The sequence below is a fragment of the Thermanaeromonas sp. genome, from assembly GCF_021890735.1.
In the GTDB taxonomy this organism is placed as follows: Bacteria; Bacillota; DSM-521; order Neomoorellales; family Neomoorellaceae; genus Thermanaeromonas.
In genome coordinates this window covers 54,221-72,660 of sequence record NZ_JAKKUR010000001.1, presented here as the reverse complement: position 1 = coordinate 72,660, position 18,440 = coordinate 54,221, and the positions used below count along the sequence as shown (strand labels likewise).

The window sequence follows — 18,440 nt, the reverse complement described above, 5'->3', positions numbered from 1 at the left end:
AAAACTCCGGGGGTGCCAGATTTGCCCAAAGGAGAAGTAGTATTGGGTTTGGATATTGGCAGTACCAAAATAGTAGCCATAGCCGCAGAGGTTGAGGCAGGGGGACACCTCAGTGTCATAGGTTTAGGGGAAGTTCCTTCTGGGGGCCTCCGGAGGGGTATTGTCGTAGACATAGAACACACTGCCCAGGCTATAGCGCAAGCTGTAGATATGGCCGAGAGGATGGCCGGGCACCGCCTGCAAAGGGCTTTTGTGGGGATCACAGGGCCTCATATAGAATCTATAAACAACCGGGGGATAGTAGCAGTTGCCGGGGAAAATAGGGAAGTAACGATAGAAGATGTGGAAAGGGTCTTGCAGGCGGCCAAAGTTATACCTTTAGCTTCTGAACGCCAGATTATCCACGTACTTCCCCGGCAGTACATTGTAGACGGCTACGGTGGTATAACTGACCCTGTAGGTATGACAGGTTCCCGGCTAGAGGTGGAGACCCTTATCGTAACGGCGGCTGGAGCGGCAGTACAGAACCTGGTTAAGAGTGTCCAGCGGGCCGGGATAGAGGTACAGGAACTTGTGCTCAATCCCCTTGCTTCGGCAGAGGCTGTACTCCAGGTAGCAGAAAGGGAACTGGGGGCGGTGGTAGTCGATCTGGGCGGGGGGACCACAGAGATAGCCATTATTGCTCAAGGCGGCTTGTGGTTTGCTTCTGTGTTGCCTGTGGGGGGAGAGCACATTACCAGCGACATAGCGGTAGGCTTGCGCACGCCCATAAACCAGGCTGAAAGGATCAAAAAAGAGTGGGGCAGGCTACCTTCTAGCTCAGTTCCCGAGAACGAACTGTTTCAGGTGCCTAATGTAGGGGGAGAAGGCACCCATACGGTCTCTCAAAAGATGCTGGCGGGAATCATAGAGCCGCGGGTAGAAGAGATATTGGGGTTAGTCCGCCAGGAAATAAGCCGGGCCGATTTTAAGGGTTTGCTTCCCGGAGGTGTGGTCTTGACAGGTGGCGGGGCCTTGCTTCCGGGTATGGCACAGTTGGCGAGTGAAATTTTAGAGCTTCCGGTAAGGATAGGCTTTCCGAGCCGTTTGGGCGGCTTGGCAGATATGGTGGCTAGCCCGGCTTATGCCACGGCGGTGGGATTGGTAATACACGGGATAAAACAGCTATCCAAATCCCAGGCTGCAGCCAGCAGGGAAGGGTTCTGGGGAAGCCTCTGGGGTTATTTTAGGGCATGGCTAAGAGAGCTATTTCAATAGCCCGGGGGAGAAGGGGGTATGGAAGTTGCTAGAGTTTGAAGATGGGGAACTCAATCACCAGTTTGCAGTAATAAAAGTAGTAGGGGTAGGTGGGGGCGGTAGCAATGCCGTCAACCGGATGATAGCAGCTGGACTTAAGGGAGTGGAATTTATCAGCATCAATACCGATGCCCAGGCCTTGCGTTTATGCCAGGCAGAACAGAAGATCCAGATCGGTGCGAAGTTGACTAAAGGCCTCGGGGCTGGTGCCAATCCCGAGATCGGCAAGAAGGCGGCTGAAGAAAGCCGGGAAGAGTTGGCTCAACGCTTACAAGGAGCCGACATGGTTTTCATCACCGCAGGAATGGGTGGCGGTACGGGAACGGGTGCTGCACCGGTTATAGCCCAGATAGCCAAAGAGGTAGGGGCCTTAACCGTAGGCGTCGTAACACGCCCTTTTAGCTTCGAGGGGCGCCGCCGCGCCCTCCAGGCTGAAAATGGTATTGCCGAGCTTAAAACCAAGGTAGACACCTTAATAGTGATTCCGAACGACCGACTGCTTCAAGTTGTGGACAAGCAAACATCCATTACGGAGGCCTTCCGGATTGCAGACGATGTACTGCGACAGGGGGTACAAGGCATCTCCGATCTTATTACAGTTCCTGGCCTGATAAACCTGGACTTTGCCGACGTAAAGACCATAATGAGCGATGCGGGTTCGGCTTTAATGGGTATAGGGCGGGCAACGGGTGAGAAGCGGGCTGTAGAAGCGGCTAAGATGGCCATATCCAGCCCCCTTTTAGAAACTTCCATCGAAGGTGCCCGGGGTGTCCTCCTTAACATTACGGGAGGGCCCAATTTGGGCCTGTTCGAAGTTAATGAGGCGGCAGAGATCATAGCTTCGGTGGCTGATCCCGAGGCCAACATCATTTTCGGGGCAGTTATCGATGAAAACCTTAAAGATGAGGTCAGGGTGACTGTCATTGCTACCGGTTTTGAGGGCCACAGGCGGGAAAGCGCCGTAAAGCAAGTGGCGGCAACAAGGGAGGTAGAAGTTAAAAGCTTTAACCTTGAAGATTTAGATATACCTGCCTTCTTAAGAAGGCGTTGAGCGTGGGAAAAGTGAATGATGTGGGGCTGCCCGAAAAGGCAGCCTTAATTTTTTGTCTCACCAGTTCTTGACATTTTTTTCCTCAAGACTTCTGTATAATGGAGATGGGAAATTGGTCTTAAAATGCCAGTTGCCTCATATGATGGTAATAATTGAGTGGAGGAACTGGAGGAAAGGACCGTGGCGGGAGTACAAATTGTCTACCTAGACATGGTCCTCCTTGTTAACCTTATAATGGATTATATAATTCTGTGGGCTACCGGGAGGTTGGCCCAGGTAAGTACGAACGGGTGGCGTTTACTGGCTGGTGCTACCCTGGGCGCGGCCTATGCTTTGACCCTGTTTTTTCCCCACCGGGAGCCCTGGCTGTGGTTTTTGGTTAAGATATTATTTTCCTTTCTTATGTTGTTGCTGGCCTTTTATCCTTTAACCTGGCAGAAACTATTACAGGTCTTCGGGTGCTTTTATCTGGTTTCTTTCATTATGGGCGGGGCTGTGGTCGGCGGGTTGTACTTGAGTAACAATCTTCTTGCAGCCCCGGCTCTGGCCGGGAGGGGCCTCCTTGTTCATCCTTTGCCTTCTGCGTGGTTGGTCTTAGGTGTTTTGGCGGCCGTTTTTCTGGTCAACTGGGGGAGCGCCACTATAAAAAAGAATTTTTGGCAAGCCCTGTTGCAGCTGCCCATAGTGATCGGGTTGGAAGGGAAAAGGCTGGCCCTTAAAGCTCTGGTGGATACCGGGAATAATTTGCGGGATCCTCTTACCGGTCGTCCGGTGATTATAGTCGAGTACCAGGCTTTAAAGCCCATTCTTCCTGAAGAAATCCGCTCAAGGGTACGGGCTGGAGAGGAACCCGAGCTGGAGAAAATTGTAACGTCCCTGGCAGGTACAGCTTGGGCGACCAAGGTACGTATCATACCCTTTCATTCCTTGGGGCGTACCGGTGGATTGCTTCTAGGTTTTAAACCAGACGAAGTCATCATTTTTTGGGAGGAGCAGCTCATCAAAATAACGGATGTTATAGTAGGCTTATGCTGGAACCGGTTGGCCCCGGGTGGTAACTACCGGGCTTTACTGCATCCCGACCTTTTGGAGGTAGAGACCAGGGTATAATTCGGAATTTAAGGGGGTATGCTCTATGAGCGCTTGGAACCGGTTGAATTTGGCTTTAAGGCTAAACTTAAGTAAAGTTTTGGCCACCATCCGGTGGTTGCAGGAGATCTTCTATGTAAGTAGCAGTGAAGCGTTACCCCCGCCCCTTACTAGTGACGAGGAAAACAATTTACTAAGCCGGTTGGAAAAAGGAGATACTGGGGTTAAAACTACCTTGATTGAACGGAACCTGCGTTTGGTAGTGTATATTGCTCGCAAGTTCGAAAACACCGGCGTAGGGATAGAAGATCTGGTATCTATAGGTACGATCGGCCTTATTAAAGCAGTGAACACCTTCGATCCCAAAAAGCGTATAAAACTTGCTACTTATGCTTCACGCTGTATTGAGAACGAGATCTTGATGCACCTTAGGCGCAATAACAAAACCAGGGTGGAAGTATCTTTTGACGAGCCTTTAAATATAGATTGGGACGGAAATGAATTGCTCTTGTCGGATGTTTTGGGTACTGATAACGATATAATTTACAAATCCATTGAAGAGGAAATGGAACGGAAGCTCCTACATGCAGCCATGCACAAGCTCAGCCCCCGGGAAAGAAAGATCATGGAGTTCCGTTTCGGACTTGTGGACGGGGTAGAAAAGACCCAAAAAGAGGTAGCCGATATCCTGGGTATATCCCAATCTTATATATCACGATTGGAGAAAAGGATTATTAAAAGGTTGCGCAGAGAAATAGCCCGCATGGAATAAGCGGGTTTTTTATTTTCGTATAAAAACGTGCCAGGGTGGTAATAATTTAACTGCTGACCTTTAAAGGGGACGGAGGTTTTGCACCCATGATGGTCAACAAAGTAGAAATCTGCGGGGTAAATACCTCCAAGCTTCCCCTGCTCACTAACGAGGAGATGCGGGAGCTTTTTAAGCGGATGAAAGCCGGAGATAAAAGCGCTCGAGAAAAGCTTATCCAGGGCAATTTAAGATTAGTTTTAAGTGTTATCCAGCGCTTTACCAACAGGGGGGAATATGTAGATGACCTTTTCCAAGTAGGTTGCATAGGCCTGATGAAGGCCATAGACAATTTTGATCTCGAACAAAACGTTAAATTTTCCACTTATGCAGTGCCCATGATTATCGGAGAGATCCGGCGTTATTTGAGGGATAACAATCCCATTCGTGTAAGCAGATCTTTGAGGGATGTAGCCTACCGGGCCCTCCAGGCCAGGGATGCTTTGGTTAGCAAGTACGCCCGGGAACCCTCGGTAGGCGAAATCGCCCAGGAGATCAACTTGCCTCCGGAAGAGGTAGTATTGGCCCTGGACGCCATTCAAGAGCCGGTCTCCCTTTTCGAGCCCATTTATCATGACGGGGGAGATCCCATCTACGTAATGGACCAAATAGGGGATGACAAAAATCACGATAGCAATTGGCTGGAAAGTATAGCGGTCAGGGAAGCGCTTAACAGATTAAGTGAAAGAGAAAGGCTTATCCTTTGCCTCCGCTTTTTCGAAGGCAAGACGCAGATGGAGGTAGCTGAAGAGATAGGCATTTCCCAGGCCCAAGTTTCCCGACTGGAAAAAGCTGCTTTAAATCACATGCGTAAATATATTTAAAAGGGGAGGGAAGAAAGAGGGTGAAGGCCTTAAAAGGCCAGTTTTTATTGTGGTGTCTGACGGTGACCATGCTGGTAGCTTTAACTGCAGCAATTTTCTTAAAACCCAAGACCCCGGCTGTACTTAATGTTCCTTTGCAGCCCGACAACCTTATAAGACTGCACGTTATTGCTAACAGCGACACGCCTGAAGATCAAAACCTTAAATTGAAGGTACGGGATGCCATTATTAAAAAGGCCGGGGAAGAATTAGCGAAAGCTAGGGAGCCGGAAGAAGCTCGCAAGTGGTTGGCTGAAAATTTACCGGGTCTGGTGTGGGTCGCCCAGCAAGAGCTTAAAAAGGAAGGGTATACTTACTCTGTCCGGGCCCAAGTGGGCGATTTCAATTTTCCTACCCGTTCCTATAGAGAGTTGGTGCTCCCTGCAGGCAGGTATGAAGCCTTGCGGTTGATAATCGGGGAGGGGAAGGGGGAAAACTGGTGGTGTGTTCTTTTCCCGCCCCTTTGCCTAGTGGATGTAGCAGAGGGAGAAACGAGCCGGGAGGTTGTGGCCTGGCCTGAAGAAGGCTCTCTCGAAACCTCAATAGAACTGCGGTTTAAAATCCTGGAAGTTTTACGGGCTTCTACGCAGCGCCTGGCATCCCTCTGGTGGTGGTAAGCTTCCAAGATAAAATATCCTTAGCCCCCTTGCATATAATGGTGTTAAAGGTGAGGGTATTTTTAAATCTTGGGGGTGGCGGGGGTGATTAAAGTCTCTGAACTCCGCCAGAGGGATGTTATTAACGTGGTAGACGGTCGGAGGCTGGGTTTTATTAAAGATGTGGAGCTGGACGTAGCAGAGGGAAAAATTAAAGCCCTTGTTTTGCCCGGGCAAGGCGGAAAGTTTTTATTTTTTTTCGGCCACAATGAGGATCTTGTAATTCCGTGGGAAAAGGTGATAAAAGTAGGTATAGACGTTATCTTGGTAGAGAACCCCAGCGTAGTGGCCCCAAAACATCTTAAGAGAACTTAGGTGCTTACAGGTAAAACTGGGCTTAAATAAACCTGGGCCGGGGAAAAACCCGGCCTTTCGTATCAGCAAGGAGATATTATATAATAGACGCCAGAGGTGAGTAACTGCTGGGTGTCTTGAAGCAAGTTGGAGGCCCTTTGCCTTTCTTTAGGGTATCTTTCTTAGAGAAACTAGCTCCGGTTACAGCTATTTTTAGCACCCGCCAAGGAGGACAATCGGAAGGGCCTTACAAGAGCCTTAATCTGGGATTTCACGTAGGTGATGATTACGCCAAAGTTTTGGCGAACCGGAGGCTTTTGGCTGAAGTTAGTGGCCTTCCCCTCGAAAAGTGGGTCGCTGGAGAACAGGTACACGGAGCAAAAGTGGCGGTGGTGGACAGCGGACAGGCAGGGAGCGGGGCGGAGGACCCCGGTACAAGCTTAAAGGGAGTGGACGGCCTCATCACCGCCGATAAGGGCGTAGTACTGGCGGCCTTTTTCGCGGACTGCGTTCCGGTATACTTGTTGGATGTTAAAAGGCAGGTTATCGGATTAGTACATGCGGGCTGGAGGGGTACGGTCAAACGGATTGCTGCCAGGGCCGTAGAGCTAATGAACGAGGTCTTCGGGTCCCGGGGAAGGGACTGCTGGGCGGTTGTTGGCCCCTCCATAGGGCCCTGCTGTTACGAAGTGGGACCAGAAGTGGAGGAAAGTTTCAAAAGTTTTTCCTGGGCGGGAAAAGTTTTAAAGCCCGGTGAAGGTGGACGCCTTCACCTTGACCTTTGGGAAGCCACCCGCTTAACCCTTTTAGATATGGGTTTGCTCCCCGAAAGAATAGCTGTAGCAAGTCTTTGTACTGCTTGCCATTCCGATATTTTCTTTTCCCACCGAGGTTCTGGGGGCCATACCGGACGTCTTGGTGCCCTTTTGGGCTGGAGGCTTGACGGGGAATGAAGGAGGGAAAAAGACGGCAGCAAACTTTCAGGCGCCATTATCTTTTTCCTGCTCTTCTGGGCCTGGCTTTTTTAAGTCTTGTGCTTTATCAAGCCGGGTTGGGGATAATGAGGCTGGTAGCGTGGCGGGCCTTGGATACCGAGCGGCCGCAGGCAGGTGTGTTAGAAAAGACGACGCATTTGAAAGCATTGGTTATCAGGGAGGAAACGTTTCTTACTGCTCCAGCAGGAGGAACTTTGGAGAGGGTAGTCCCGGAAGGCGAAAGGGTAGCTGCTGGGGGGACCATAGCCCGGGTTAAGCTTGCCGGTGTGGAGCCTGGTGATACAGGGGTAAGGAATATTGTGGCTCCATTCGCGGGTCTAGTCTGCTTTCACCCTGACGGGTTGGAGAACACCCTTAAGCCAGGTGTATGGGAAAAAATATCTCATCATGACATTTTTTCTCTGGCTCAAAAAGCCACCCCTAACAGCCCGGGAGAAACAGTAAGAACCGGCGAGCCCTTGATAAGGCTAGCCAACAATCTACATCCCCTTTTCCTGTGCGCCGTGGTGGACGGGTTACCCCAAGAGTGGGAAGAAAAGAAGCAGGTGACCTTAGTTTGGCCTGGTGAAAAAGATAGGCTTAAGGTTAAAATGGTTAAGCTTTATACAGTGAATAACCAAAAGGTCGTGGTTCTGCGCCTAGATAATTGGGGTAGCGAATGGTTAGACAAACGATTGGTAGAAGTAGAAGCCGTGGTAGAGCATTATTCAGGATTTATACTGCCGCGAAAGGCTCTGGTGATTCTTCCTGACGGTTCTAAGGGAGTTTACATATTGTCGGGGAAGGGGGTTCGCTTCCAAGAAGTACAGATTGTAGGAACAGTAGGGGATAAGATGAGCGTGCAAGGTATAAAACCTAACGTAGAAGTTATCCTAAACCCTTTCTGGACACGCTGGCTGTAAGGAAACTTAAAAGCTCACCGGCAGGATTTCCCGGCAGAACTGTAGAAAGAAATTTTAGGGAAAGGAGAGGGTTGTGGTGTGGGTCTGAAGGAAAATATAGAACGGGTTTGGGACCGTGTAGCGCGAGCTGCGGGTAAAGCAGGGCGCAACCCTGACGAGATCACTTTAGTGGCAGTGACTAAGACTGTTCCGCCTGAAATTATAAGGGAGGCTGTGGCCCTGGGGTTGAAGGACCTAGGAGAAAACCGGGTGCAGGAACTACTTAAAAAGCAGCCTCTCTTAAGTGATCTGGGGATTAACTGGCATCTTATAGGGCATCTCCAGCGCAACAAGGTCAAGCACGTATTTAACCGGGTAAAGCTTATACATTCCTTAGATAGCATAGAGCTTGCCCGCGAGCTAGATAAACGGGCGGGGAGTGCCGGCAGCGTGGTTGATGTTCTGGTGGAGGTTAATGTGGCCCAAGAAAGTACAAAGTTCGGGCTCTTTTTGGAACAGGTTCCCTCTTTTTTAAAGGAAGTGGTAGGTTTCGACCACCTGCGTATTCTTGGACTTATGACCGTTGCTCCTTTAGTTAATGATCCCGAAGAAGTAAGGCCCGTTTTTAGGCGTTTGAGGGAGCTGGCCAGGGAGGTTGAAGCCTTGCGATTACCAAAAGTGGAGATGAGATACTTATCTATGGGTATGAGTAATGATTTCGAGGTAGCTATAGAAGAGGGCTCCAACATGGTACGGATAGGCACTGCTATTTTTGGCCCGCGCGAATAGGGGGTAAGGGAAAGTATGGGCAAGATTTGGGAAGCTTTTCTTAATTGGTTGGGATACGAGCAAGAGGAAGAGGAAAGAGAGCCCGTTGCTGTAGAGGCCCCTCCTCTGCCCAGAACAGCTAAAGTGGTGGGGCTACCTACCGCCCGAGGGGCGATGCGCTTAGTGGTAGTACACCCCCAATCGTACGAGCAGGGAGCTGCCTTGGCTGAAAATCTAAAGAACTATCGCCCGGTAATTGTTAACCTGGAGAGGATGGAACCTGAAGAGGCTCGCAGGCTCGTGGATTTTTTAAGCGGAGCCGCTTTTGCCCTGGGCGGACAGGTACGCAAGGTAAGCCATGGTATTTTTCTCTTTACACCGAGCAACATTGACTTAAGTGTTGACCAAGAGCTTAAACCCGGCGGTGGTGCATTTTTTTGGGAATTAAATTCTTCTGGAGGAAGAAGGTAGAGTATGAACCAGACCATCGGGTTTATCGGCGCAGGGGCCATGGGAGGTGCCCTGATAGCAGGGTTAATCAAGAGCGGCCTTATTTCTCCCGGTAAAATTTATGCCTACGATATCTGTCGGGAACGTCTGGAGAATGTTGGAGAGGAATACGGAATACAGATAGCGTATAATAGCCAAGAAGTGTTGGATAAGGCAGAAGTTATAATACTGGCCGTAAAACCCCAAAACCTTCCGGAGGCGGTGCAGGGATTAAATTTTAAGCCTTCCCACCTGATTATTTCCGTGGCGGCAGGCATTGCTTTAAAGCAACTTATGAACTGGCTGGGGCCTAATCTGGCCATTATACGTGCTGTACCTAATACTCCTGCTTTAGTGGGAGAAGGGATAACGGCTTTAGCTGCCAACCCCGTGGTCAGTACAGAGCAGAAGGAATTGGCTCTGGCCATCTTTGGTAGTGTAGGACGAGCGGTACTGTTACCGGAAGAACAGCTCGATGCGGTTACAGGTTTGAGTGGTAGTGGCCCTGCCTATGCTTATCTAATGATAGAGGCCCTGGCTGACGGAGGAGTATGGTGCGGGCTATCCCGGGATGTAGCTTTGGAGCTGGCAGCCCGGACACTTTTAGGGGCCGCGAAGATGGTTCTTCAGACCGGGGAGCACCCTGCAGTGCTGAAGGACAGGGTGGCTTCGCCAGGGGGCACTACCATAGCCGGGCTAGAAGTTTTGGAAAGGCGTGCGGTACGGGGAGCCCTTATGGAAGCTGTAAAGGCGGGGGCTGAACGGGCCAGGGCCTTGAGTGAGGGGCATAAGGAATGATCTCCCTGGCAACTATTGTAAAGGTAGCCCTGGAGATATTACAGTGGCTCATCGTGGCCCGAGTCTTCATTTCTTTTATCCCCCATAATCCCCGCCATCCGGTTATAAGCTTTATTTACGACATGACTGAACCTATACTCGGGTTTTTCCGCCGCCTCCTACCTTCCACCCCCTTGCCCCTGGATTTTTCTCCTCTAGTGGCCATTCTGGTGATTCAGCTCTTAGAACATTTTATAATAGGTTTTCTTTAGAATAGGTTTTCTTTAGCAAAATTTAAAGTGAAACCGGGAGTTGAGGGAACGTGGTTCTCACACCCTTAGATATAAACAAGAAGGAGTTCCGCCGTTCATTCCGGGGTTATTCCTGCCCAGAGGTAGATGAATTCCTGGAGCAGCTTTTAAAGGATTACACCCAGGTGTTCCGGGAAAACCAGGAGCTCCGGGATAAAGTATTGCGGCTAGAGGAAGAGCTTGAGCGGTTTACCCGTCTGGAAAACACTCTAAAAGAGACCCTGGTTGTTGCCCAAAGGGCGGCCGAGGAGACGCGGGAAAACGCCAGGCGAGAGTCTGAGACTCTTTTAAAGGAAGCTGAAGCCAGGGCCCAGGAGATCATGAGTCAGGCCCTAAATAAAGTAGCTGAGGCTGAACGGCGCTTGGCTTCCCTAGAGGAACAGGCTCGTGCCTTTAAAGCCCGCCTGCGCTCTTTCCTTCTTGCCCAGCTTAAGCTTCTAGATAGCGAAGACGAGATTTCTTCAATTGCGGTAGAAAAAGATGATGGCCAAGAGGCACTTCAGGCTTAACATTTGACGGGAGTTATTTTAAGGCGGTATACTTAAAACTAAAGCAAATTTTGGGTTTTAGGAGTGAGTATACGGTAATGGATTATAGCAAAACTTTAAACTTGCCGAAGACCGATTTTCCCATGCGGGCCAACCTCCCTCAGAAGGAGCCACAGATTCTAAAGTTCTGGGAAGAAAAGGGATTGTATAAGGCAGTCCAGGAGGCCAACCGAGGAAAACCCAAATTCATCCTTCATGACGGGCCGCCTTATGCCAACGGAGATATACATTTAGGGCATACTTTGAACAAGATTTTAAAGGATATTATAATAAAGTACCGCTCTATGAACGGCTATGATGCGCCTTATGTGCCCGGCTGGGACACCCACGGGCTTCCCATAGAACAGCAGGCCATTAAGAATTTGGGGCTCGACCGGCGGAAGGTGGATGTGTTGGAATTTCGCAAGCGCTGCCGGGAATATGCCCTAAAATATGTAAATATCCAGAGGGAACAATTTAAACGTTTGGGAGTGCGAGGGGATTGGGAGCACCCTTATCTCACTTTGGAACCAGAATACGAGGCCGTCCAGATCGGTATTTTTGGAGAGATGGCTAAAAAGGGATATATATACAAGGGGCGCAAACCTGTTTATTGGTGTACCGACTGCGAGACAGCCCTGGCTGAGGCAGAAGTGGAATATGAGGAAAAGCGTTCACCTTCTATATACGTTAAGTTTCCCGTTATAGACGGGCGAGGTATTCTGGAATCCGGCACTACTTCTATAGTGATTTGGACTACCACGCCCTGGACTTTACCGGCAAACGTGGCTATTGCCCTGCATCCTGAAGCAACTTACCTCGTAGTAGACGTTGAAGCAGAAAAGCTCCTTTGGGCAGAGCCCTTGCATGAGAGGATGACGGAGCTTTTACAGCTAAAAGATTTCCGCGTAGTAGGGCGCTTCCAAGGAGCTCAGCTAGAGGGGGTAGTATGCCGCAATCCTCTCATGAATCGGGAGTCTCTCGTTATAGTGGGGGAGCACGTCACCATGGATCAAGGTACGGGTTGCGTGCATACAGCTCCCGGCCACGGTTTGGAGGACTTTGAAATCGGGCAGCGCTATAGGCTTCCCGTGCTTTCACCTTTGGATGATCAGGGACGCTTTACTTCTGAAGTTCCCCAGCTCCAGGGCCTTTTTGTCGAAGAAGCCAACAAGGAGATAGTTAAAGAACTAGAAAGGAGAGGGGTTTTACTAAATTTTGGTTTCATAACCCACCAGTACCCCCATTGCTGGCGTTGTAAACACCCTGTGATTTTTCGAGCAACAGAACAGTGGTTCGCCTCTATAGACGGCTTCCGGCGGGAAGCTTTGGAGGCTATAAGAAAGGTAAAATGGATCCCCGCCTGGGGAGAAGAGCGTATCTACCGGATGGTGGCTGAGAGGAGCGATTGGTGTATATCCCGCCAGCGCAGCTGGGGGGTTCCTATACCTATTTTCTACTGTGCGCGTTGCGGCAAAGAAATTATAAACGATACCACTATAAAGCACCTTCAAGGGTTGTTCCGGCAGTACGGCTCAGATGTGTGGTTTGCCCGGGAGGCGGCGGAACTAGTTCCGCCGGGGCTTGCCTGTCCGGAGTGCGGAAGCCGGGAGTTCCGCAAGGAGACGGATATTATGGATGTGTGGTTTGATTCTGGATCAAGCCATGCTGCGGTTTTAGAAACCCGCCCGGAACTTTCCTGGCCCGCTGATCTATATTTAGAGGGGAGCGACCAGTACCGCGGTTGGTTTAATTCCTCCCTTTCCACTGCGGTAGCTACCAGGGGTCAGGCGCCTTACCGGGCAGTCCTTACCCACGGCTTCCTGGTGGATGAGGAGGGCCGGAAGATGTCCAAGTCCTTAGGGAACGGCATCGATCCGGCGGATGTTATTAAGATTATGGGCGCAGATATCCTGCGGCTATGGGTCGCTTCTTCCGACTATCGCCGGGATGTGGCGGCTTCTTTTAACATTTTCCGCCAGGTGGTGGACGCTTACCGGAAAATACGCAATACCTTCCGTTTCCTTCTCGGAAACCTGTATGATTTTGACCCGGAGCGAGATGCGGTTCCCTACGACCAGATGTTGGAACTCGATCGCTTCATCTTAGGGAAGTTACAGCGCGTAATAGAAAGAGTTACCCACGCTTATGAGGAATACGAGTTCCATATTGTTTATCATACTATATCTAACTTCTGTGTGTCAGATTTAAGTGCCACGTATTTGGATATTTTAAAGGATCGCCTTTACACATGGGAAGCCAAATCCCTTGGTCGGCGCTCCGCTCAGACTGCTCTCTATCAGATATTAAATGTTTTGGTACGCCTCCTCACTCCTATCTTGGCTTTCACCACGGAAGAGGTGTGGCAGCACCTGCCCGGGAAGGATAAGCCCTGGAGCGTACAGCTTTGCCCCTGGCCGTCTGTCAGGAAGGAATATATGGATGAGGAGCTGGAGGCCAAGTGGACCAGGGTATTTAAGGTTCGGGAAGAAGTTAACCGTGCCTTGGAGGAGGCACGCCGGGAACAGGGCCTGGGCAATTCTTTAAATGCGTGCGTGCATCTATACCCTGACCAAAAACTATACAGCTTCCTTAAGCCCCTGGAGGATGAGCTGCCTACGGCCTTCATAGTTTCCCAGGTTGTCTTGCATGTACCTGGCGAAGAGGCACCGGAAGGCAGTCTAGGGGCTACTGAGATAGAAGGGCTACAGATTTATGTAGAGCCGGCCTCTGGGCGTAAATGCGACAGATGCTGGCGGGTTACGGAAGACGTGGGCAAGGAGGCTGCCTATCCGGACGTTTGCTTGCGGTGCGCTGCGGTGCTGCGGTCCTTGAACGTTCAAGGAGAGTTATCGTGCGAAAAATAGTGCGAAAAATAGATGAGATAGCTTTGGCGTGATTTCCTGCCCTGACGGGCAGGATTTTTTATTTTCCTGTTTAAAGCCCGGCCGGGAAGGGTAATATTTAGCAGGAGGGGATGGAAGGTGGATGATCGTGGGCCGGGAAAAGAAGGGCTTGTAGAAAAGGTGGAGGAACTTATACTAGCCCTGGAGAAGGCCAGTTTAGCTGAATGGGTCGAACTTTACCGCCGTCCGGCCCGCCTGGTCTACCTCAATTTTATCGCCGGCGTAGCGCGCGGTTTGGGCATAGCGTTAGGGGTGACCGTGTTAGGAACACTTATCATCTACCTGGTGAGGGAGCTGGCTCTTCAGAATCTCCCCTTAATTGGCAAACTCATCGCCGAAATTGTGCGTATGGTCCAGAAGGAGATTTACCTCCCTTAAAACTTAAGTGCAGGAGGAACGGCCGGTATGGAAAGAGAAAAACTAGAATACTTCCGCAGGAAACTTTTAGCCCTTCGGGCTTCTTATGAAGAGCAGTTAGACTCGATTAAGAGAGGAGGGCTTGCCCAGTCCCTCAGGGATTCGGTAGAGGAACTTTCTAGCTACGATAACCACCCGGCGGACCTGGGAAGCGAGCTATTTGAAAGAAGCAAGGATCTCGCTTTACGGGACAACATTATCATTCAACTTAAGAAAATAGAAGACGCCTTAGCCAGTATCCGTCAGGGGACTTACGGGCGCTGTCAGGAATGCGGGCGTGAAATACCGCTGGAGCGACTAGAGGCCGCTCCTGAAAGCACTCTTTGCCTGGAATGTCGGAAAGTAACGGAAGGATTGGGCGAGCGCCACCCCCGCCCCATCGAAGAGGATGTGATAGCCCCCCCTTTTGGCGGGATAACCCATGACACCAGCCCCAGGGAGCAACCTGACGCTGAAGATGAACAGGAATATGATGGGGAGGATGCCTGGCAGGAATTGGCCAAGACTACCGAACATGCTTCCGAGGCAGGAGTAGGGGCTTACTATGGCCCCTTGGACTTAGACGAAGACCGGGGATATGTAGAGCCGGTGGACGGTATTCCTTATTTTAAGGGAGCAGATGGCATGTTTTACAAGGATACGGGAGCTTACTTTGATGATGAGGGAGCTCCACGGGAGCGGGTTGTCGGAGATGAGGGGTGGGATAAGTTAGAGGATTAACCTCTACGGGCGAGAAAAAGTATGATATTATAAACTTAAGCGACACAAACCTAGGGAGAGGGGTAACAAATGTACAAAGCTTTAACTATAGCTGGCTCGGACTCCGGAGGGGGAGCGGGGCTGCAGGCGGACCTTAAAACTTTTGCTGCCCTCAAAGTATACGGCACCAGTGTTGTTACCTCGGTTACAGCCCAGAATACCTTGGGAGTACAAGGGAGCTACGATCTGCCGGCTGATTTTGTAGCCCGACAATTAGATTCTGTTTTGGGGGACATAGGGGCTGACGCGGTAAAGACGGGTATGCTGGCCAATGCTGAAATAGTTAGCACAGTGGCCGCTAAGCTCAAAGAATACGGTGTTACAAGGTTAGTTGTGGACCCTGTGATGGTAGCCAAAAGCGGCCACTTCCTTTTAACTCCTGAAGCTAGGGAAGTACTGAAGAAGGAGCTTTTTCCCTTAGCCCTGGTAGTTACTCCCAATATAGATGAGGCCGAGGCCCTCACCGGTTTATCCATACAAAGTGAAAAAGATATGGTGGAGGCGGCCCGGCAGATACGGGAGTGGGGGCCTAAGTTTGTAGTAGTTAAGGGTGGCCATTTAGCGGGGGAAGAAGCTCTGGATATATTATTTGACGGGAAGGAAGTGTTACGTTTTAGCAGCCCCCGCCTTACTACTTCTAGCATCCACGGTACAGGCTGCACTTTTGCAGCCGCCATAACAGCCTTTCTGGCCAGAGGGTGGGAGGTACCCGAGGCGGTGGAGAAGGCAAAAGAGTATGTCCGTCAAGCCATGCTCGCCGGCAGACCGGTAGGTGCAGGTTACGGCTGCCTTCATCATTTAGCACCGTATTACTCTTGGGAAGATAATTAAATGGCTTAAGGAGAGAGGTAAAGGCGGAACATGCCTGTGTTATTGCTGACCCTGGTAGTTCTCTTAACTGATCAGATAAGCAAGCTGCTGGTACGCCAGTGGTTAGAGCCCAACCAAAGCATTCCCGTGTTGAAGAATATATTTCACCTGACCTACATCAATAATCCCGGTGCGGCATTTGGCATTTTGGCTTACCAAACCCCTTTATTTATAATTTCCACCCTGGCTGTCATAGCGCTAATTGTTATAGCTTACAAGCAGTTTCCTGTTCACCGGCTTACCCTTAAGCTCGCTTTGGCTCTCCAGCTCGGTGGAGCTCTGGGTAACCTTTTGGACCGGATACGCTTCGGTTATGTAGTGGACTTTTTGGATTTTCGGGTGTGGCCGGTATTTAACCTAGCTGATGTGGCAATCGTTTTGGGGGTAGGGCTTACCATATGGGAGCTGTGGAGAAGGGAGGAGAAAGAGGGAGCCCAGTGACCGGGCGCTTTTCTGTAGAGGTCAGACCTGAGGAGGCCGGAAAGCGCCTGGACGTGTGGCTTACAGAGAAGCTGCCCGGTATTTCCCGCTCGCGTATCCAGGAACTTATAGAACAGGGCCTAATATTGGTGGAGGGGAACACGGCAAAGGCCAGCCATAAGGTACGGCCGGGGCAAAAGATCTGGGGAGAGGTACCGCCGCGCCCGAGCCTTAAGGCCCGGCCGGAACCCATCCCCTTGGATATAGTTTACGAAGATGAAGATTTGGTCGTAGTTAATAAACCCCAGGGAATGGTAGTGCACCCGGCGCCAGGGAACGAGAGCGGAACCCTTGTAAATGCCTTGCTTTATCATTGTGGTGGCCTATCCGGGATGGGTGGTGCCATTCGCCCCGGGATCGTTCACAGGCTGGACAAGGACACCTCGGGTCTACTGGTCGCGGCAAAAAACGACTTCGCTCACAGGTCCCTTGCTGCTCAGATCAAAGCCAGGAAGGTAACACGTGTGTATCTGGCACTTGTATATGGAGAAATTAAAGAGGCCGCAGGGAAAATAGAGGCTCCTATCGGCCGTCATCCTGTGGACCGCCAGAGGATGGCGGTAACTTTAAAAAATTCGCGTCCAGCCCTGACGTATTACCGTGTTCTTAGGCGTTTTGACGGTTTTACCTTGTTGGAGGTGCGCCTGGAAACTGGGAGAACCCACCAGATACGTGTCCACATGGCTTATGTGGGACACCCGGTAGTGGGCGATGCCTTATACGGACCGAAGAAACAGGCCTTTAAAGTTCCAGGCCAGCTTCTTCATGCTGCAAAACTGGGGTTTTATCATCCTCGTAGCGGGGATTATCTGGAATTTACAGCCCCTTTACCCCAGGCTTTTTTACATGTACTAGAACTTTTATCGGGCGAAACAAATATTGACATAACCCTACTTTTTTCCTGAAGGAATTGGGGTCATTGGTGTCAAATAATTCCTCTGATACCAAGTTATAGAAATATCTAAAGGAGAGGTGACACCAATGGCCAAAAAAGGGAAGCCCGCTCCTGTTCCTAAAGTGGCTAAAGTTCAGGTTACGGGCAGGCTAGATTCCCTCACAGACCTCTTGAAATTGCGCCTTTTTGAATATTCGCCCCAGCCTGTAGACGAATTGGTTACTGCAGCCCAAAAAAAGCTTTTAAGCGGCCAATCTACGGCTAAAATCCAGAAGAATGTCAACCGTTGTTTAAGCAGGAATCCCTGCTTTCGCCATGAAGGCAAGGGATTGTGGTGCCTTCGGCTGGATGGCTTAAAAGAGAACGATCCGGCTCACAGGCTCCTGCAGAGCAAAGGTGAAGCTCTACGCCTTGATGAGATCAACGGGCACTTGCGGGATATGGGTCAGCCTGAGGTGCAAGGGGAGCAGAAGCTCGTCCATGATGGTAGATTCGTCCGGCTTAAGGATGGGAGATGGGGGTTAATCCACTGGTCCTACGTAGAACCTTCCGAGGAAACAAAAAGGGCGCCAGAAGTTGAAGAGCCCATATATCCTTTGGCTAACCCACCTAAAGAACCTGAGGAGCAAAAGCAGAAGGATCTTTGGGATAAACTTCTTCCCTTGCCTTCCTACGAGGGCGGGAAGTTTACGCCCTTTGCCGCTGAACTTGTTTCGGTTTCCGAAGAAGTAGCAGCAGGAGCCGAGGTAGCTACTCTCACCTTGGTGGAAGGGGGTAGGTCAAGCCGCACGGCAAGTAGTAACCGGGAAGCCAGTGGATCCCAGGAAGATAATGAGGAAGTACTAGCCTTGCGCCAGGAAGTGGAAGAACTACGCCGGGAAAACAGAAACCTTCTCGCTGATTTGGAAAAGCTACACCAAAGAAAAGAGGAACTTAGGCAGGAGTTGACACATGTAGAGGAACAACTAGTGAGCTTACGTGTAGAAAGGGATGCCCTAAAGAAAAGGGTGAGCCACCTGGAAACCCGGCTTATGCAACTGCAAGGCGCCCTAAATAAGGCCGTGGCTGATGCCCAGGCTGAGCAGGCTAAGTTAAAACAACAATTAAGGGAACAGGAATATCGGTTACAGACTACCTTAATCGCCAATGAAGACCTAGAAAGGGCGGTGGCTGAACTCCAACGGGAAAAACAGGAGTTAAAGAAGCAACTTTCTTTGTGGCCCGTAAGGCTAGCTCTCAGATTATGTAGCTTATTGGGGCTTAACTATTCCCGGCAGAGGGTAAACTTAAGACCCTTAAACAGGTAGG

General features: G+C 50.4%; 21 protein-coding genes. All 21 read left to right on the top strand.

From position 1 onward, the window contains the following. The first annotated feature begins 12 nt into the window (after positions 1–12). The 21 genes from ftsA to L5656_RS00285 all read left to right on the top strand — a co-directional run bounded on the left by ftsA (position 13) and on the right by L5656_RS00285 (position 18,439). The gene (ftsA, locus tag L5656_RS00385; protein WP_428849285.1) at positions 13–1,257 is read left to right on the top strand and encodes a cell division protein FtsA; all 1,245 of its coding nucleotides are present in this window, start codon (positions 13–15) and stop codon (positions 1,255–1,257) included. A 25-nt stretch (positions 1,258–1,282) separates the two neighbouring features. Beyond that, positions 1,283–2,347 carry a cell division protein FtsZ gene (gene ftsZ, locus L5656_RS00380; RefSeq protein WP_297197366.1) on the top strand — a complete coding sequence of 355 codons (1,065 nt, stop codon included), beginning with the start codon at positions 1,283–1,285 and terminating at the stop codon, positions 2,345–2,347. A gap of 180 nt (positions 2,348–2,527) precedes the next feature. Then, the gene (gene spoIIGA, locus L5656_RS00375) at positions 2,528–3,457 is read left to right on the top strand and encodes a sigma-E processing peptidase SpoIIGA (RefSeq protein WP_297197361.1); all 930 of its coding nucleotides are present in this window, start codon (positions 2,528–2,530) and stop codon (positions 3,455–3,457) included. A 25-nt stretch (positions 3,458–3,482) separates the two neighbouring features. Next, positions 3,483–4,208 carry an RNA polymerase sporulation sigma factor SigE gene (sigE, locus tag L5656_RS00370; protein WP_297197358.1) on the top strand — a complete coding sequence of 242 codons (726 nt, stop codon included), beginning with the start codon at positions 3,483–3,485 and terminating at the stop codon, positions 4,206–4,208. Between the two features lie 86 nt (positions 4,209–4,294). Next, on the top strand, positions 4,295–5,068 hold the full coding sequence (gene sigG, locus L5656_RS00365) for an RNA polymerase sporulation sigma factor SigG (RefSeq protein ID WP_297197355.1): 774 nt from the start codon (positions 4,295–4,297) through the stop codon (positions 5,066–5,068). Positions 5,069–5,088: 20 nt separating this feature from the next. Then, the gene (gene spoIIR, locus L5656_RS00360; RefSeq protein WP_297197353.1) at positions 5,089–5,724 is read left to right on the top strand and encodes a stage II sporulation protein R; all 636 of its coding nucleotides are present in this window, start codon (positions 5,089–5,091) and stop codon (positions 5,722–5,724) included. An 84-nt stretch (positions 5,725–5,808) separates the two neighbouring features. Next, on the top strand, positions 5,809–6,078 hold the full coding sequence (locus L5656_RS00355) for a YlmC/YmxH family sporulation protein (RefSeq protein ID WP_297197349.1): 270 nt from the start codon (positions 5,809–5,811) through the stop codon (positions 6,076–6,078). A 137-nt stretch (positions 6,079–6,215) separates the two neighbouring features. After that, positions 6,216–7,010, top strand: coding sequence for a peptidoglycan editing factor PgeF (gene pgeF, locus L5656_RS00350; protein WP_297197346.1), 795 nt, complete (start codon positions 6,216–6,218; stop codon positions 7,008–7,010). Further along, positions 7,007–7,954, top strand: coding sequence for an HlyD family efflux transporter periplasmic adaptor subunit (locus L5656_RS00345; protein WP_297197344.1), 948 nt, complete (start codon positions 7,007–7,009; stop codon positions 7,952–7,954). Before pgeF ends, L5656_RS00345 begins: the two co-directional genes overlap by 4 nt. A gap of 78 nt (positions 7,955–8,032) precedes the next feature. Next, positions 8,033–8,722 (top strand): YggS family pyridoxal phosphate-dependent enzyme, encoded by a 690-nt coding sequence (locus L5656_RS00340; protein ID WP_297197341.1) that lies wholly within the window; start codon positions 8,033–8,035, stop codon positions 8,720–8,722. A 15-nt stretch (positions 8,723–8,737) separates the two neighbouring features. Further along, positions 8,738–9,172: a cell division protein SepF gene (locus L5656_RS00335; protein ID WP_297197338.1), complete on the top strand. Its 435-nt coding sequence runs from the start codon at positions 8,738–8,740 to the stop codon at positions 9,170–9,172. Between the two features lie 3 nt (positions 9,173–9,175). Then, a complete protein-coding gene (gene proC / locus L5656_RS00330; RefSeq protein WP_297197335.1) occupies positions 9,176–9,988 on the top strand; it encodes a pyrroline-5-carboxylate reductase in 813 nt (270 codons plus the stop codon). Next, positions 9,985–10,239: a YggT family protein gene (locus tag L5656_RS00325; protein WP_297197333.1), complete on the top strand. Its 255-nt coding sequence runs from the start codon at positions 9,985–9,987 to the stop codon at positions 10,237–10,239. Before proC ends, L5656_RS00325 begins: the two co-directional genes overlap by 4 nt. A 50-nt stretch (positions 10,240–10,289) precedes the next feature. Then, complete coding sequence (locus L5656_RS00320) at positions 10,290–10,787, top strand: DivIVA domain-containing protein (RefSeq protein WP_297197330.1); 498 nt, start codon at positions 10,290–10,292, stop codon at positions 10,785–10,787. A gap of 77 nt (positions 10,788–10,864) precedes the next feature. Continuing rightward, positions 10,865–13,672, top strand: a complete 2,808-nt coding sequence (ileS, locus tag L5656_RS00315; protein ID WP_297197327.1) for an isoleucine--tRNA ligase — start codon at positions 10,865–10,867, stop codon at positions 13,670–13,672. 117 nt (positions 13,673–13,789) lie between these two features. Further along, positions 13,790–14,089, top strand: a complete 300-nt coding sequence (locus tag L5656_RS00310) for a DUF5665 domain-containing protein (RefSeq protein ID WP_297197324.1) — start codon at positions 13,790–13,792, stop codon at positions 14,087–14,089. Between the two features lie 27 nt (positions 14,090–14,116). Next, complete coding sequence (locus L5656_RS00305; RefSeq protein WP_297197321.1) at positions 14,117–14,848, top strand: TraR/DksA C4-type zinc finger protein; 732 nt, start codon at positions 14,117–14,119, stop codon at positions 14,846–14,848. A 69-nt stretch (positions 14,849–14,917) separates the two neighbouring features. Then, positions 14,918–15,718: a bifunctional hydroxymethylpyrimidine kinase/phosphomethylpyrimidine kinase gene (gene thiD, locus L5656_RS00300; protein WP_297197318.1), complete on the top strand. Its 801-nt coding sequence runs from the start codon at positions 14,918–14,920 to the stop codon at positions 15,716–15,718. 30 nt (positions 15,719–15,748) lie between these two features. Beyond that, on the top strand, positions 15,749–16,198 hold the full coding sequence (gene lspA, locus L5656_RS00295) for a signal peptidase II (protein ID WP_297197315.1): 450 nt from the start codon (positions 15,749–15,751) through the stop codon (positions 16,196–16,198). After that, entirely contained in the window at positions 16,156–17,142 is a 987-nt protein-coding gene (locus L5656_RS00290) for an RluA family pseudouridine synthase (RefSeq protein ID WP_428849283.1), read from the top strand. The genes lspA and L5656_RS00290 overlap by 43 nt, the downstream gene beginning before the upstream one ends. Before the next feature lie 76 nt (positions 17,143–17,218). Then, entirely contained in the window at positions 17,219–18,439 is a 1,221-nt protein-coding gene (locus L5656_RS00285) for a hypothetical protein (RefSeq protein WP_297197309.1), read from the top strand. The last annotated feature ends 1 nt before the right edge of the window (position 18,440 follow it).

Coding starts and splice junctions, on each gene's coding strand:
- ileS (WP_297197327.1), top strand. CDS start 10,865: ATGGATTATAGCAAAACTTTAAACTTGCCGAAGACCGATTTTCCCATG.
- L5656_RS00345 (WP_297197344.1), top strand. CDS start 7,007: ATGAAGGAGGGAAAAAGACGGCAGCAAACTTTCAGGCGCCATTATCTT.
- L5656_RS00290 (WP_428849283.1), top strand. CDS start 16,156: ATGGGAGCTGTGGAGAAGGGAGGAGAAAGAGGGAGCCCAGTGACCGGG.
- L5656_RS00285 (WP_297197309.1), top strand. CDS start 17,219: ATGGCCAAAAAAGGGAAGCCCGCTCCTGTTCCTAAAGTGGCTAAAGTT.
- L5656_RS00325 (WP_297197333.1), top strand. CDS start 9,985: ATGATCTCCCTGGCAACTATTGTAAAGGTAGCCCTGGAGATATTACAG.
- proC (WP_297197335.1), top strand. CDS start 9,176: ATGAACCAGACCATCGGGTTTATCGGCGCAGGGGCCATGGGAGGTGCC.
- L5656_RS00335 (WP_297197338.1), top strand. CDS start 8,738: ATGGGCAAGATTTGGGAAGCTTTTCTTAATTGGTTGGGATACGAGCAA.
- L5656_RS00305 (WP_297197321.1), top strand. CDS start 14,117: ATGGAAAGAGAAAAACTAGAATACTTCCGCAGGAAACTTTTAGCCCTT.
- sigG (WP_297197355.1), top strand. CDS start 4,295: ATGATGGTCAACAAAGTAGAAATCTGCGGGGTAAATACCTCCAAGCTT.
- lspA (WP_297197315.1), top strand. CDS start 15,749: ATGCCTGTGTTATTGCTGACCCTGGTAGTTCTCTTAACTGATCAGATA.
- sigE (WP_297197358.1), top strand. CDS start 3,483: ATGAGCGCTTGGAACCGGTTGAATTTGGCTTTAAGGCTAAACTTAAGT.
- thiD (WP_297197318.1), top strand. CDS start 14,918: ATGTACAAAGCTTTAACTATAGCTGGCTCGGACTCCGGAGGGGGAGCG.